The sequence below is a fragment of the Streptacidiphilus sp. MAP5-3 genome (assembly GCF_041262505.1).
GTDB lineage: Bacteria > Actinomycetota > Actinomycetes > Streptomycetales > Streptomycetaceae > Streptacidiphilus.
Window position 1 is genome coordinate 193,136 of record NZ_JBGCCL010000001.1, and the last position, 14,768, is coordinate 207,903.

Sequence of the window (14,768 nt, forward strand, 5' to 3'; positions counted from 1 at the left end):
CCGCACGACAGGAAACCCCCGCTACCGCCGGCCGACGGTACGGGGGTTCCGGTGAGACAAGAGCCTCGGAAGGCTCAACTGCCGCCGAGCGGCGTGTAGTACAGGTGCATGCCCGGGATGGTCAGGTTGCCGCCGAACTGGCCCGCCTGAATCGCCGTCATGTTGCCCAGCTCCAGCTGCAGCGGGATCGGCACGGAGCCGATCAGGTTGTACAGCCACTGCGGCAGGGTGTCCGGGGTGAGGTCGATGCTGATGTTGAGGATGCCCAGCGGGATGCCCTCGGCCGCCAGGATGGTGCCCTTGAGCTCCTTGACGTACATGGTCACCAGGCCACCGCGCTCCGTCGAGGTGGTGCCCGGTCCGCCCTTGACGTGGACCTCCTGGCCGCGCTGGTTGGCGGACATGTCCAGGTCGCCGATGTTGACCGCGTCGGCGGTGAACTTGAGCACGCGCTCGGTGCTGCCGTCCGCCAGCTGGATGGTGACCACACCGTGGAACTCGGTGTTGATCAGCTTCAGGTCGGACGAGTGCAGCGTCCACGGATCCACCGGCATGGTGCCGGCCGCCAGCTGCGAGGTGACCGAGGTGTCCAGCGGGGCAGCCAGGTGGCTGATGTCGCAGAGCTTGTTCGCGGTCGAGGTGCCGGACGCGGAACTGCTCGACGCGGAGCTGCTCGGCGTCGCGGACGGTGTCGGCGTCGAGGGCGCGGCCTTCGGCGTCACCGCCGCCGTGGCCGCGTGGGTCAGCGCGCTGACCGGCGAGGTCGCCGAGGCGACCGCGTGCGGTACGGCGGCCGTCGCCGCGTGCACCGCCGACGACGCACTGGCCGAGGGCGAGGCCGAGGCCGACGGGGTCGCGGACGACGTGGTCCCGTGGCTGCTCGACGTGGTGCTGTCGAGGCCGAGAAGCCCGCCCAGGCCGCCGAGCAGGCCGCCGAGGCCGCCCGACGAGCTCTGCGAAGGACTCGGCGAGGGCGTGGCCGAGGCCGACGGCGTCGCCGGGGTGGAACTCCCCTGCGAGGGCACGGAAGTGCCGCCACCGGCCGTGTGGGCGGACGGCGTCCCGGAGGTCGCCGTGGGCTTCGGGGCGGCCTTGGACTTGGCCGCTGACGGGCTGTGCGTGGTCTTGGTCGGGCTCGGCGTCGCGGACGGCGTGGCGGTGGCACCCGTCCCGGTGCCCGGCGCGCCCTTGGTGCAGTCGGCGCCGGTCAGCCCGGGCACCGCGTCCTGGACCGTGGGCGCGGCCTTCGGCTGGGCGTTGTTGTCCGCGGCGAACGCCAGCTTCGGCGCCAGCGTGCCCATCAGCAGGGCCGTCGGCATGGCTGTCAGCGCGATCGCCCGGCCGACGGGGCGCTTGATGCGACCGCGCACGGTGAGGCGGGGAGCAGCGTGCCGACCGGAGGTCCGGTCGGGCGGCTGCTCGTTCTCAGTCGACACTCTTAGCTCTCCTCCTGCGCGTCCGGCGCGCCCTGCGGCTCGGCGGGCGAGGCCGTGTATGCCTGGGCAGTCGGGGCCTCCTGCATCCCGCCGACCTGCTGACCGGCCGCGTGTGCGCCACCCGGCTTCGGCTCCTTGAGCGGAGCCCAGGAGCAGATCAGGGCACCGCCGACGATGCCGAGGATCAGCCCCATGCCGAAGCCGCCCATGTTGGAGATGGGCAGGGCGACCAGGCTCAGCACGATCGCGGCGATGCCGGCGAAGATGCGGATCAGCGGCTGGAACCAGACGGAGATACCAAGGGCGGCCAGCAACAGACCGATCACCGCGGAGCCTGCGCCCGCGGTGGTGGCCATGTGGATCCGCAGCGCGCCCAGGCTCAGCGTGGCGTACGGGAAGTAGAGGATCGGCCCCGCGGCGAGAAGGACCAGCAGACCACCCCAGAACGGGCGGGTACGGCGCCAGGTACGGAAGGAAAGGCGGTACTTGTTGAATCCGCCGATCGGATCGGGCTGCGCCTGCGTAGTCGCGCTGGTCACGTGGCAGCTCCCAGGGGATGTACGGGATTGGTGGAGACGGGGGCGGGGAAGGAGGGGACCTCCCTCCCCGCCGCGCGGCCGACCGTCACCGGTCGACCGGAAACCTCATGACGTCCGAGGTACGGGTCCGTCAGAAGCAGGCGTTGCTGCCCTTGGCGAGGTTGAGGTGCATGCCGTTCAGCGAGAAGGTGCCGGCCGAGGTGGCCCACGCCGTCTGCTTCACGTTGGTGAGCGTCGCCGAGTCGGCCTGCTGGGCGAAGCTGCCCGCGAAGCCCTGCTGCTGCTGCGTGGTCGAGTCGATCGGACCCTTGGTGACCGCACCGCCTGCAACACCGATGTCGAGGTTGTTGAAGGTCGCAGTGGTGGCCTGCAGGTCCGTCATGTCGATGAAGAGCTTCGACGCCTGGACCGGAGTGCCACCGCCACCGGCGGTGATCTTGAGCGTGTAGTCGCCGAGCACCGGGATCGGTACATCGACGGACTGGCACAGGTCGGTGATGGTCGCGCTGTTGAAGCCGGAGACCGCAACCGGAAGCGGAGCCTTCGAACCGTCCTTGGTGGAGACGACGGTGTCGACGGTGCCGTACTGGCTGAAGCCCTGGCCCTGGAGCTGGCCGGCACTGACCTTGAAGGACGCACCGGAGACATCGAAGGACGCGGCGAGCGCGCCCTGGGCGATGCTGACGCCGACGGCCGCGGTGGCAGCCAGCGTCGGGACCATGACGACGGCGAACCGCTTCCAGCGGGTCTTGCCGAAGGTCTGGGACATGAGTCGAGATCCTCCTTCTCGGACGTACACCTCCCGGCCCGCCCGCTGGGGTCGGGGCCGGAGATGGGGAGAAGAACTACGTCCTCGGGAGGTGGGAACACCCCCGAGCGACAACCACACGAGCGCACCGGGGGGCGCGCCCGTCATTGAGTGCAGGCTTCGACCTGTTGACCGAAGACCCCCCTGCCCTCCGGGTGCCGGCGAACCGCCACCCCGCCCGGTGGGGATTCCAACGCACCACCCCCGACCGGCCGCCGGGTGGATGGAGCAATGGACCGAGCGTGCTAGATCGTGGTCCATGTGCGCCCGCTGCACAAGTAGTTCATTACCGAGGAGTAAGGAGTGCGTGAACCTCTGCGGGCCGTGTTTAAGCCCGGCACTGACACAGGGTGACCGGAATCTTTCAACCCTCCCGGTCAACCCGCAGGAAAACCGGGCACACATGGCAAAGGCAGCCACTCAGAGTGACCACCTCGCCGAAGTATCAAGATTTGATAAAGCTGATGCACGTGTCGACAGATCATCACAACACGCGCACAAACGTGACACCCGTCAGAAGAGCTTGCGTGCCAGTGCGCTCCGCGCCTTCACCACTCGCGCATCATCCGCACCGATGACCTCGAACAGCCCCAGCAGATGCGTACGCACCCGGTCCCGATCTTCACCGGCCGTGCGACCGACGGTGTCGACCAGGCGACCGAAGGCGTCCTCGACATGACCGCCGACCAGATCCAGGTCGGCAGCGGTGATCTGCGCGGCCACGTCGCCGGGCTTCTCGGCGGCGTCGCGGCGGACGGCGGCCGGGTCGAGACCCTGGACCCGCTGCAGCAGCTCGGCCTGGGCCAGGCCCAGCTTCGCCTCCTGGCTGGCGGGCTGGTCGGCGAGGATGTTGCGGTAGGCCTGGATGGCGCCGCCCAGGTCGCCCTGGTCCAGCGCCTCGTGGGCCAGCGCCAGCGCCGGGTCCTGCGGCGGTTCGGCGGCTGCGCCGTCGGCGCCCGCGGCGCCGGGCTCGCCCTTGCCGCTGCGGCTGCCCGGCTCGCCGGCGATGCCGAAGCGCTCCGCGGCCTCCTTGATCAGCTGGTCCAGCAGCGGACGGATCTCCTCGACCATCGCCGGGCCCTCGAAGAGCGGGATCAGCTGGCCCGCGACCACCACCAGCACGGTGGGCAGGTCCCGCAGTTGCAGCTGCTGCGCCAGCCGCTGGGCGTCCCGAACGTTGACCTCGGCCAGCACGAAGCGGCCGTCGTACTCCTCGGCCAGCGCCTCCATGATCGGGACCTGCTGCTCGGCCGGGCCGTAGCCGTCGGCCCAGAACAGCAGCAGCACCGGGACCTCGGCGGACAGCGGGACCACCTGGGCCTCGAAGTCGGCTTCGGTGACGGAGAAGATCAGCGGCTCTGTGGCGGCGTCGAGCCCGCCCGCCTCGGCCTTGCGTGCGCGCTCGGCGCGCATCTGCTCCGCCTTGGCCGCGGCGTCGGCCGCCGCCTTGACCGCGGCGAGGTCGACCGCGCCACGCAGGGACATGTTGTTTCCTGGCTGCATGGGCCTATCCTCCCCCGTCTGCGAGGCCGTTCGCACCAACACCTGCAAGAAGACCACTCGCGGGGAGCCGCGAGTCACCACAGGGGGCGCGCAGACAGGCAGCCCCCTGGAAAGCGCCGACAAGCCCCCGGACGCCCGCGAGGAGCGTCGCGCACCGGGTCTCCTCCGCCCTGCGGAGCGCAGTGCGTGGGAGTACGGTGCGTCAGAAGGGGCAGAAGCCCCGGTGTTTCACGTTCGATGTGCGCGGATCCCCATCCGCGCGGCAGCGTGGTTGTCGCTCTTTCGCTACGAGTCGTAGCGTATATCGTGCCGAGGGCGGCGCGCAGCAGACACGACGTGAGCTGTGCCACTTCTGCTGCACCGACCCTGCGCAGTTCCGGGTACCGGCAAGTAACCTGCGATACCCACCCGCCCCTCCGACCCGGGACAGCCGTCCCACCCGATCGCCAGACCGCACCAGACCGCGCCAGATCCACCGCGAGGAGCCCGCCGTGACCGCAACCGACGGGCCCCGGAAAGGTCGGCCGCGCAGCGCCGACGCGGACAGCGCGATACTCGCGGCCACCCGCGAGGCGCTGGCCGAGCTCGGCTGGGGCGGCCTGACCATGGGCGACGTGGCGGTCCGGGCCGGGGTCGCCAAGACGACGCTCTACCGCCGGTGGCCGTCGAAGAACGAACTCGTCGTCGCCGCTGTCGCGGACCAGCTGGACGAGTTGGAGATGCCCGACCTCGGCAGCCTGCGGGCCGACATCGAGGCCGTCGTCGCCCAGTTCGCCGCACTGCTCTCCGCCCCGGAGACCCAGGCGGCACTGCTCGCCCTCTTCGCCGAGGCCACCCGCGACCCCCTGCTGCGGGCCCGCGTCCGCGAGGCGATCATCGAGCCGCAGAAACGTCTCGTCCACCTCGGCCGCGCGGCGGCCCAGGACCGCGGCGAACTCGCCGCGGACGACTGCGCGGTGGCGGCGCAGGAGGACGTGGACATCATCTTCGACACCGTCGCGGGCACCGTGGTCCACCGCATGCTGGTCAGCGGCGAACCCGCCTCCCCGGAGTGGATCAGCCGCTTCACCAGCCTGCTGCTCCACCCGCTGGCCGAGATCGCGGCCTCGCGCGACTGACGCGCCGTCACTCCCCCTGCCTCAGAAGCCGGCGGGCTCCACGTAGACGCCCCACTCGTCGCGCAGCGCGTCGCAGATCTCGCCCAGCGTCGCCTCGGCTCGGACGGCCTGGAGCATCGGCGGGACCATGTTCTCGCCGGAGCGGGCTGCGGCGATCATCGCCGTCAGGCCGGCCTTGACGGCCGCCTCGTCCCGGGCCGCCCTGCGGTCGGCGAGGACCCGGACCTGCTCGCGCTCGACCTCGTGGCTGACCCGGAGAATCGTCAGCGGCGGAGTGACGCTGCCGGTGTGGCAGTTGACGCCGACGACGCGCTTGTCGCCCTTCTCCAGCGCGACCTGGTACTGGAAGGCGGCCTCGGCGATCTCGCCGGTGAACCAGCCGTTCTCGATGCCGCGCAGGATGCCGGCCGTCATCGGACCGATCGGGTGCTCCTGGCCAGAACCGGCGGCGCCCATCTCCAGGATCTTCTGGAAGATCGCCTCGGCCTGTGCCTCGATCCGGTCGGTCAGCGCCTCGACGTACCAGGAACCGCCCAGCGGGTCCGCGACGTTGGCGACGCCGGTCTCCTCCATCAGCACCTGCTGGGTGCGCAGCGCGATCTCCGCCGCCTGCTCGCTCGGCAGTGCGAGGGTCTCGTCCAGCGCGTTGGTGTGCAGCGAGTTGGTGCCGCCCAGCACGGCGGAGAGCGCCTCGACCGCCGTGCGGACCACGTTGTTGTACGGCTGCTGCGCGGTCAGCGAGACACCCGCCGTCTGGGTGTGGAAGCGCAGCCACTGCGCCTTCTCGGTCGTGGCGCCGTAGACGTCGCGCAGCCGCTTGGCCCAGATCCGGCGCGCGGCGCGGAACTTGGCGATCTCCTCGAAGAAGTCCAGGTGCGCGTCGAAGAAGAAGGAGAGGCCCGGCGCGAAGACGTCCACGTCCAGCCCGCGCGAGAGGCCCAGCTCGACGTAGGCGAAGCCGTCGGCCAGCGTGAAGGCCAGCTCCTGCGCGGCCGTCGAGCCCGCCTCGCGGATGTGGTAGCCGGAGACCGAAAGCGGCTTGTACGCCGGGATGTTGACGGCGCAGTGCGCCATCAGGTCGCCGATCAGGCGCAGGTGCGGCTCGGGGGCGAAGAGCCACTCCTTCTGCGCGATGTACTCCTTGAAGATGTCCGTCTGCAGCGTGCCGTTGAGGACGCCCGGGTCGACGCCCTGACGCTCGGCGGCGACCAGGTACATGCAGAAGACCGGGACGGCCGGGCCGGAGATCGTCATCGAGGTGGTGACGTCCGCCAGCGGCAGACCCCGGAAGAGCACCTCCATGTCGGCGGCCGAGTCGATGGCGACGCCACAGTGGCCGACCTCGCCGAGCGAGCGTGGGTCGTCGGAGTCGCGGCCCATCAGCGTCGGCATGTCGAAGGCGACGGAGAGGCCGCCGCCGCCCGCGTCGAGGATCATCCGGTAGCGCTCGTTGGTCTGCTCGGCGTTGCCGAAGCCCGCGAACTGGCGGATGGTCCAGGTCCGGCCGCGGTAGCCGGTCGGGTAGAGGCCGCGGGTGTAGGGGAACTCGCCGGGCCAGCCGATCCGCTCGAAGCCCGGGTACGCGATGTCGTCGGCCGGTCCGTAGGCGGGGGCGACCGCGTCGCCGGAGAGAGTGGTGAAGTCCGCGTCACGCTTGTGGGCGCGGTCGTAACGCTGCTGCCACCGCTCGCGTGCGGCTGCGATCTGCTCTGCGTCCATCGGTGCTGGCCCTCACCTTCGGCAGAATCACGTCAGAATGCTCGGACGTCCTACTATCTCCAATTTACTGGGACGTCCAAGTATCTGTCGACGCTCCTCGGCCACGCCCGCCGACACGCGAGCGCGCCACGGTCCGGGGTGGGACCGTGGCGCGCTCGGAGGTTCGGGTCTGTCGTGAGATCTCGCTGCGGTGACGCTCGCTGTGGTGACGTCTCGCGTCAGGCGTTGACGAGCTCCGCCTGCTCCTTGGCGGCCAGCTCGGCGTGGATCTCGCGGACGACGCGACGCTCGACGAAGAAGACGGCGGTGGGGACGGTGCCCGCCAGGACCGTCCACGCGATCTTGCTGATCGGCCAGTTGAGCTTGTTGCCGAGCGAGAAGGCGACCACGACGTAGGCCATGTACAGCCAGCCGTGGAAGATGCCGGCGATGACGACGAGTTGCGCGCCCGTCCCGAAGCCGTACTTGAGGATGCAGGCGAGGGTGAGCACGACCAGGCCAACGCCGGTCACGTACGCCAGGACACGGTAGGCCGTGAGCAGGGGGTTGGACTTGTTCATAGCCAGCGAGCGTAGACCCCCGAAAGTGGATCTCCGACACCGCCCCACCCTCCGCGCGGCAAACCGGGTGACGCTACCAGGGGGCACCCAGGAAGGGCGCAGGCGGGGTCCAGGAAGGCCCGGGAGACGGGCCAGGAGCGCCTCGGAAGGGGATCAGACGTGCATGTCGGCAGCGTCCTCGGCGGCCTCGGCGGTCCCTGCGCCCTCGGCATCCGCCGGCCCGGTGCCCTCCTCCTCGAAGTCACCCGCGGCTATCCGCAGCGGGCGCAGCATCTCGAAGAGCTCCTTGCAGCCCTCGGCGTCGTAGCCGACCAGGCCGAAGTCCATCGCCATCAGGTCCCGGGTGGCCCGCTCGACCACGTCGCGGCCCTTGGGCGTGATCGCTGCCAGCACCCCGCGGCCGTCCAGCGGGTTGGGGCGACGGGTGACCAGACCGGCCGCCTCCAGGCGGTCCACGGTGTTGGTCACGCTCGTCGGGTGCACCATCAGGCGCTGGCCGATCTTGGACAGCGGCAGCTCGCCCGCCTTGCTGAAGGTGAGCAGCACCAAGGCCTCGTAGCGGGCGAAGGTCAGCCTGTAGGGCTTGACCACCGCGTCGACCTGGGCCAGCAGGATCTGGTGGGCCCGCATCACCGACGTGATCGCGGCCATCGACGGCACCGCGCCCCAACGCCGCGCCCACAGTTCGTCGGCGCGGGCGATCGGATCGAAGGTGAGGCTCAGCGGCTTCGGCACGGGGACACGTTACCGCCTGGTCAGTCGAGTGCGACCGGCCGTCTCATGCCATGGCCGGAGCGGTCTCCCGCTCCTCGCGGCCGAGCAGACGCTCCGCATAGATCCCGCCAAAGGGGATGACCGAAAGCGCCATGATCCAGACGAACCGGCCGAAGGTCCACCGCTGCTCACGCCAGGCCATCAGCGCGAAGATCGCATAGGCGGTGAAGAGGCAGCCGTGCAGCATGCCGAGCACCGGGACGGCGTTGAAGCTGCTGTTGTACTTGAGGTACGTGCAGATCAGCAGCAGCACGAAGGAGACGCCCTCCGGCATGGAGACCAGGCGCAGGCGGTGGACGGCGGTCGTCTTCACGGGTACCTCTCGGGACTGTCTCAGCTTTGTGCTGACTCTGTACTGGGTGTTCCGTTCAGTATGACCGACCGCCCTTTCTTCTCTTCATGCGGATATTCTCCCCGGCATGACGAGGGACTGGGACCGCCGCCACTGCGCCCGAAAGGGGCACATCACCTACGCGCCGACAGAGCCGGAGCTGCGCGACCGACTGCACGCGCGGACGCCGGTCGGCGAGGTGTGGCGCTGCCTGCGCTGCGGTGACTACACCGTCGGCGCCGTGAACGGCGAGGGCCCGGCGGCCGACGCCCCCTACGTCCCGCGCGGCAAGGCGCTGCGCGACCTCTTCATCCTGCGGTTTCTGGCCGTGGAGCGGCTGCTGCGCGGCGTCTTCATCGTGCTGGCCGCCTGGGCGGTCTGGAAGTTCAGCAACAACCAGAACGCGGTGGCCCAGCTCTTCAACCAGGACCTGACGCTGTTCCGGCCGATCGCCGACCACTTCCACTACGACATCGACCACTCCCCCGTGGTCGACACCATCCAGAAGACCTTCCAGTACAAGCACAACACCCTGCTGATCGCGGCGGGCGCGCTGCTCGCCTACGCGCTGATCGAGATCGTCGAGGGCTTCGGCCTGTGGGTGGCCAAGCGCTGGGCGGAGTACCTGACCGTGGTGGCGACGGCGGCGTTCCTGCCGCTGGAAGCCTACGAACTCACCGAGAAGGTCAGCGGTTTCAAGATCGCGACGCTGGCCCTGAACGTGCTGGCCGTCGTCTACATCCTGCTGGCCAAGCGCCTCTTCGGGCTGCGCGGCGGGGCGGCGAAGTTCGAGGCGGAGCGGCACGGCGCCTCGCTGCTGGAGGTCGAGGCCGCGGCCCACGCGGAGTCGCTGCAGCAGTCGCAGCAGCACATCCAGCAGTTGGTGCGCCGGAGCGTCCACCAGAGCACGCCACTCGATCGAGTGGCACCGCAGCCGGAGTCACCCCTTGGCGAGGCCACGGACGAACCGACGACGATCCGTGAGTAGTACGGGTTTCAACTAAATGGCGTATCATCGGGCCATGGACACCACCGCCGCCCCCGTCGCCCTCGCCGAGTCCGACCAGGACCCCACCGAGGCGGCCCACCAGAAGGCCCCGTGGCTCACCGCGGAAGAACAGCGCCTGTGGCGGGCGCACCTGGAGGTGAGCCGTCTCCTGATGTACCAGCTGGAGCGCGAGCTCCAGCCGCACGGGCTGTCGAACAACGACTACACCATTCTCGTCGAACTGTCCGAGGCTCCGCAGCACCGGATGCGGATGACCGACCTCGCGGTCGCCACCCTGCAGTCCAAGAGCCGCCTCTCGCACCAGATCACGCGCATGGAGGCGGCCGGTCTGGTCACCCGCGACAGCTGTCCGGGCGACCGCCGCGGCCTCTACGCCGTCCTCACCGACGCGGGCTGGCAGACGATGCGCCGGATCGCGCCGCAGCATGTGCGCAGCGTGCGCGAGCACTTCATCGACCGCTTCGACGAGGACCAGGTCGCCGCGATGTACGAGGCGCTGGCCCCGGTCGCCGAACACCTCCGCGAGCTGCGCGGGCGGGGCTGAACCGGCTCACTCCGGCCAGCTCGGCCCCTCGCTCGGCCCGTCGCCCGGCCCCTCGCTCGGGTCACGGAGGCGGGTGGAGACCCGGGGCTCGACGCCGGGCAGGCCGCGCTCGGCCAGGTGCTCCGCGGCGCGCAGCACCGCGGCCTGCAACGCCTCCACCGCGGCGTCCGCCGCCGGGACCGGCGTGCTGCCGCCGCTGCGGCGCAGCGTCCGGACCAGGAAGCTTCCCGGGACCGGCAGTTCGGCGATCCGGCCGTGGGTGATCTGTGCGGCGGAGTGCGCGGGCAGGATCGCCGGACCGAGCCCGGCGGCCAGCATGGTGTAGACGGCGAACCGGTGGGTGGCGCGGTGCTCCACCGACGGCTCGATGCCATGCTTCCCGGCGAACCGGCGGAACGCCAGATCCCGCGGTGAACCCTCGGGAGCGCCGACCCACGGCACCCCGGACAGCCCCGCCGGGATCTCCGGCTCCCATCCGTGCGGCAGCACCAGGCGGTACTCGTCCTCGAACATCAGCCGCGCGGTCGCGCCCGGCGGGACCGGGGTCGGGGCCTCGGCGTCGTCCTGGATCACCAGCACGTCGAGCTCGCCCAGCCGTAGCGCCCGCAGCCCGTCCGAGCGCCCCGCCTCGACGAGACGCGGCGTCAGCGCCGGGTGGGACTCGGCGAGCAGGTGCAGCGCGGTGGTCGCGAAGTAGGTGATCGCCGGACCGGGAACCCCGATCGCGACGGGACCGGACACCTGACCGCCGAGCGCCTGCAGCTCCCGCTCGGCGTCGGCCAGCGCATCGCCGATGCGGCCCCCGTACTCCGCCAACAGCCGCCCTGCGGCCGTCAGTTCGGCCCGGCCGCCGCTGCGGTCGACCAGCGGCACCCCGGCTTCCCTCTCCAACCGCTGCAACTGCTGCGACACGGCCGACGGCGTGTGCCCGAGCGCGCGGGAGGCCGCGGCCACGCCTCCGCCTTCGGCGATCTGACGCAGGATCAGCAGACGCTTCGGATCGAGTTCCACACCGCCCATCCTCGCAGGGGCGGCCGGAGTACCCATCAGTCCGGTTGCATCGATCCGGCTGCATCGGTCCGGTTGTATCGGTCCAGTCCCGTTCAGAGACTCCACCGCATCAGCGCGGCGAAGGACACGCCGACCAGGCCGATCACCACGCCGATCCAAGCAATCCAGTAGGAGCGGTTGACCTGGGCCGGACGCTCGGGATGCGCGGGGTCGATCCGGACGGTCACCCGGCTTCCGTCCGGCCACTTCTGGGCCGCGCCGTCCCGGGAGGAGTACGCGTGCCCGTCGGCGACCCAGTGATAGGTGCACCAGTTCACGTCGTCCGCGTCCTCGACGCAGCCCGTGACGGTCGCGCTGACCCGGCGCGTGGCGTGGTCGTCCAGCGCGTGCGCGTGGAAGAAGTAGCTGAGGCTGAAGGCGAGCATCGCCGCGCAGCCCCAGAGGAGGATGGTCAACGCCAGAACGCCGACGTAGTCCCCGCGACTCCGGTACGGGTCCCGGCCGAGGACGGCACGGAGCACCTCGGCGAGGAACGCGCCCCCGACGGCCCAGCCGGCCACCGTCCATCCAGCGACGGCCGTAGGAGTACCCCACCCGGCGAACCCGGCCACGGCCAGCGCCACGATCACGGTGGTGGTCGCGAGCCCGCCGACCACGCGGACGACGAGGTGGGCCGCGCTCACGGCGCGGTCACGCGCCTGTCGGCCGTGGGAGCTGGGGCGTCGGTCCTGAATCGTCGTCACGAACCGAGCGTGTCAGCGCCCCGACGAGACGAACAGCAAGCTCCGCTGGCGCGGGCTTTCAGCTCTGCTAACGGTCAGCCCGTCACCGCGGCGACCAGCTCGTCCGCCGCCGCGTACGAGTCCAGTTCACCGTCCGCGACCCTCCGGGCCAGCGCGTCGAGGTGCTTGTCGCCGTGGACGTTGCCGAAGCGCTCGCGCAGTGCCGTCACCGCGATGGCCTCGATCTCCTGCGCAGCGCGGCGCACGCGCCTCGCGGCGAGTTCGCCGTTGTTCGCCATCCAGGCGAAGTGCTTCTCCAGGGCCTCGACGACCTCGCCGACGCCCTCCTGCTTCGCCGCGACCGTCTTGACGATCGGCGGGCGCCAGTCGCCCGGCTGCCGCGCCTCGCCGAGGCCCAGCATGTGGTTGAGCTCGCGGGCGGTGGCGTCCGCGCCGTCGCGGTCGGCCTTGTTGACGACGTAGACGTCGCCGATCTCCAGGATGCCTGCCTTCGCGGCCTGGATGCCGTCGCCCATGCCGGGGGCGAGCAGCACGACGGTGGTGTCCGCCTGGGCCGCGATCTCGACCTCGGACTGGCCGACGCCGACCGTCTCGACCAGGATCACGTCGCAGCCCGCCGCGTCCAGCACGCGGATCGCCTGGGGCGCGGACCAGGCGAGGCCGCCGAGGTGACCGCGGGTGGCCATGGACCGGATGAACACCTCCGGGTCCGTCGCGTGCTCCTGCATCCGCACCCGGTCGCCCAGCAGCGCGCCGCCCGAGAACGGCGAGGAGGGGTCGACGGCCAGCACGCCGACCCGCTTGCCGAGCCGCCGGTACGCGGAGACCAACGCCGAGGTCGAGGTGGACTTGCCGACGCCCGGCGAGCCGGTCAGGCCGACCACGTAGGCCTTGCCGGTCAGCGGGGCGAGCGCGGCCATGACCTCGCGCAGCTGCGGGGACGCCCCCTCCACCAGGGAGATCAGCCGGGCGACCGCCCGCGGTCGCCCTTCTCGGGCCTGCTCGACCAGCGCGGGGACGTCGATCATCGTGCGGAGCTCCAACTCTGGATCAAACGGTCAGAAAGTGATCCGAGGCCCGGTTGCACTGCCACGTTGCCCTACCAAGGGGCGCGGGGCTCTGCTGATGTGCGGCTCCGCCGCGTGGGCGCGAGAGCCACCCCATGCGGATGGCCCTGCGCGCCCGGCGACTCACCACCTCGGGTGGCTTGTCGCGCGCGCAGTCGATCGAGCAGAGCCCCGCGCCCCTGGAGGTGCAACGGACCCAATGCGCTAAGACTTACGCCTTCGGCACGCGCACGATCAGCGCGTCGCCCTGGCCGCCGCCGCCGCACAGCGCCGCCGCGCCGACGCCGCCGCCACGGCGCTGCAGCTCCAGCGCCAGGGACAGCACCAGACGGGCGCCGGACATCCCGATCGGGTGACCCAGCGCGATCGCGCCGCCGTTGACGTTCACCTTGTCGAGCGAAATTCCGAGGTCCTTCACCGACTGCACGGCGACGGCCGCGAAGGCTTCGTTGATCTCGACCAGGTCGAGGTCCTCGACGCCGATGCCCTCCTTGCCCAGGGCGTGCTTGATCGCGTTGGACGGCTGCGACTGCAGCGAGTTGTCCGGGCCGGCCACGTTGCCGTGGGCGCCGATCTCGGCGATCCAGGTCAGGCCCAGCTCCTCGGCCTTGGCCTTGCTCATCACGACCACCGCGGCGGCGCCGTCGGAGATCTGCGAGGCGGAACCCGCGGTGATGGTGCCGTCCTTGGTGAAGGCCGGGCGCAGCTTGCCGAGCGACTCGACCGTGGTGTCGGCGCGGACGCCCTCGTCCACGGAGAAGACCACCGGCTCGCCCTTGCGCTGCGGGATCTCCACCGGGACGATCTCGGCCTCGAAGACGCCGTTCTTTTGCGCGGCGGCGGCCAGCTGGTGCGAGCGGGCGGAGATCTCGTCCTGCTCGGGGCGCTGGATACCCAGGCGGGTGTTGTGGATCTCGGTGGACTCGCCCATCGGGATGCCGTCGAACGCGTCGGTCAGGCCGTCGTAGGCCATCGCGTCGAGCATCTCGATCGCGCCGTACTTGAAGCCCTCACGGGACTTGGGCAGGAGGTGCGGGGCGTTGGTCATCGACTCCTGGCCACCGGCCACGACGATGTCGAACTCACCGGCGCGGATCAGCTGGTCGGCCAGCGCGATCGCGTCCAGGCCGGAGAGGCAGACCTTGTTGATGGTGAGCGCCGGGACGCTCATCGGGATGCCGGCCTTGACCGCGGCCTGGCGGGCGGGGATCTGGCCGGCGCCGGCCTGGAGCACCTGACCCATGATCACGTACTGGACCTGGTCCCCGGTGACACCGGCGCGCTCCAGCGCGGCCTTGATCGCGACGCCGCCCAGGTCGGCGCCCGAGAACCCCTTGAGCGAGCCGAGCAGGCGGCCCATCGGAGTGCGGGCGCCCGCGACGATCACGGAGGTGGTGGCGCTGCTTGCCGTGTTGCTCATGGTGGTCGAGCCCCTTTGCTCTGAATGCTCTGCAGGAACTGTTCTGAACGGGTCCCACGGGAATCTCACGGGTCCCACGGGAACTGGCCGCCCGGTGTGCCACGGCACCGAGTGCCAGTTGGGAGTTTTCCGCTCAATGTATCGACCGGCCGAGGGACCGTCACCCGGCACGCGGTGTGATCACGG

Annotated in this window: 14 protein-coding genes and 1 pseudogene; 3 read left to right on the forward strand and 12 right to left on the reverse strand. The window is 70.7% G+C overall.

The window, feature by feature from the left end; translation table 11 throughout:
- Window positions 1-74: 74 nt before the first annotated feature.
- The 4 genes from ABH928_RS00860 to ABH928_RS00875 form a co-directional block, all read right to left on the reverse strand.
- Complete coding sequence (locus ABH928_RS00860) at window positions 75-1,436, reverse strand: hypothetical protein (RefSeq protein ID WP_370060843.1); 1,362 nt, start codon at window positions 1,434-1,436, stop codon at window positions 75-77.
- Between the two features lie 2 nt (window positions 1,437-1,438).
- Complete coding sequence (locus ABH928_RS00865; protein ID WP_370060844.1) at window positions 1,439-1,975, reverse strand: DUF6114 domain-containing protein; 537 nt, start codon at window positions 1,973-1,975, stop codon at window positions 1,439-1,441.
- A 130-nt stretch (window positions 1,976-2,105) separates the two neighbouring features.
- Window positions 2,106-2,744, reverse strand: coding sequence for a DUF6230 family protein (locus tag ABH928_RS00870; protein ID WP_370060845.1), 639 nt, complete (start codon window positions 2,742-2,744; stop codon window positions 2,106-2,108).
- Between the two features lie 552 nt (window positions 2,745-3,296).
- A complete protein-coding gene (locus ABH928_RS00875) occupies window positions 3,297-4,286 on the reverse strand; it encodes a tetratricopeptide repeat protein (protein WP_370060846.1) in 990 nt (329 codons plus the stop codon).
- A gap of 491 nt (window positions 4,287-4,777) precedes the next feature.
- Between ABH928_RS00875 and ABH928_RS00880 the strand changes: the two genes are divergently transcribed.
- Complete coding sequence (locus ABH928_RS00880) at window positions 4,778-5,404, forward strand: TetR/AcrR family transcriptional regulator (protein WP_370060847.1); 627 nt, start codon at window positions 4,778-4,780, stop codon at window positions 5,402-5,404.
- Between the two features lie 21 nt (window positions 5,405-5,425).
- On the opposite strand, the gene ABH928_RS00885 is transcribed toward ABH928_RS00880, so the two are convergent.
- The 4 genes from ABH928_RS00885 to ABH928_RS00900 form a co-directional block, all read right to left on the reverse strand.
- Entirely contained in the window at window positions 5,426-7,123 is a 1,698-nt protein-coding gene (locus ABH928_RS00885) for a methylmalonyl-CoA mutase (protein WP_370060848.1), read from the reverse strand.
- A gap of 218 nt (window positions 7,124-7,341) precedes the next feature.
- The gene (locus ABH928_RS00890; RefSeq protein WP_370060849.1) at window positions 7,342-7,683 is read right to left on the reverse strand and encodes a DUF3817 domain-containing protein; all 342 of its coding nucleotides are present in this window, start codon (window positions 7,681-7,683) and stop codon (window positions 7,342-7,344) included.
- 153 nt (window positions 7,684-7,836) lie between these two features.
- Window positions 7,837-8,418, reverse strand: coding sequence for a MarR family winged helix-turn-helix transcriptional regulator (locus ABH928_RS00895; RefSeq protein WP_370060850.1), 582 nt, complete (start codon window positions 8,416-8,418; stop codon window positions 7,837-7,839).
- Window positions 8,419-8,461: 43 nt separating this feature from the next.
- Complete coding sequence (locus tag ABH928_RS00900; protein WP_370060851.1) at window positions 8,462-8,770, reverse strand: DUF3817 domain-containing protein; 309 nt, start codon at window positions 8,768-8,770, stop codon at window positions 8,462-8,464.
- 106 nt (window positions 8,771-8,876) lie between these two features.
- Between ABH928_RS00900 and ABH928_RS00905 the strand changes: the two are divergent.
- Both ABH928_RS00905 and ABH928_RS00910 read left to right on the forward strand, forming a co-directional pair.
- Window positions 8,877-9,626, forward strand: a pseudogene (locus ABH928_RS00905) (DUF2127 domain-containing protein); the annotation flags it as partial.
- A 184-nt stretch (window positions 9,627-9,810) separates the two neighbouring features.
- Entirely contained in the window at window positions 9,811-10,341 is a 531-nt protein-coding gene (locus ABH928_RS00910; RefSeq protein WP_370060852.1) for a MarR family winged helix-turn-helix transcriptional regulator, read from the forward strand.
- A gap of 6 nt (window positions 10,342-10,347) precedes the next feature.
- Here ABH928_RS00910 and ABH928_RS00915 read toward each other — a convergent pair whose 3' ends face one another.
- The 4 genes from ABH928_RS00915 to ABH928_RS00930 all read right to left on the reverse strand — a co-directional run bounded on the left by ABH928_RS00915 (window position 10,348) and on the right by ABH928_RS00930 (window position 14,582).
- Window positions 10,348-11,352, reverse strand: a complete 1,005-nt coding sequence (locus ABH928_RS00915) for a LysR family transcriptional regulator (RefSeq protein ID WP_370060853.1) — start codon at window positions 11,350-11,352, stop codon at window positions 10,348-10,350.
- Between the two features lie 92 nt (window positions 11,353-11,444).
- On the reverse strand, window positions 11,445-12,095 hold the full coding sequence (locus ABH928_RS00920) for a DUF3592 domain-containing protein (RefSeq protein ID WP_370060854.1): 651 nt from the start codon (window positions 12,093-12,095) through the stop codon (window positions 11,445-11,447).
- A 74-nt stretch (window positions 12,096-12,169) separates the two neighbouring features.
- The gene (gene meaB / locus ABH928_RS00925; protein ID WP_370061839.1) at window positions 12,170-13,123 is read right to left on the reverse strand and encodes a methylmalonyl Co-A mutase-associated GTPase MeaB; all 954 of its coding nucleotides are present in this window, start codon (window positions 13,121-13,123) and stop codon (window positions 12,170-12,172) included.
- A 250-nt stretch (window positions 13,124-13,373) separates the two neighbouring features.
- Entirely contained in the window at window positions 13,374-14,582 is a 1,209-nt protein-coding gene (locus ABH928_RS00930) for an acetyl-CoA C-acetyltransferase (protein ID WP_370060855.1), read from the reverse strand.
- Between the last annotated feature and the right edge of the window lie 186 nt (window positions 14,583-14,768).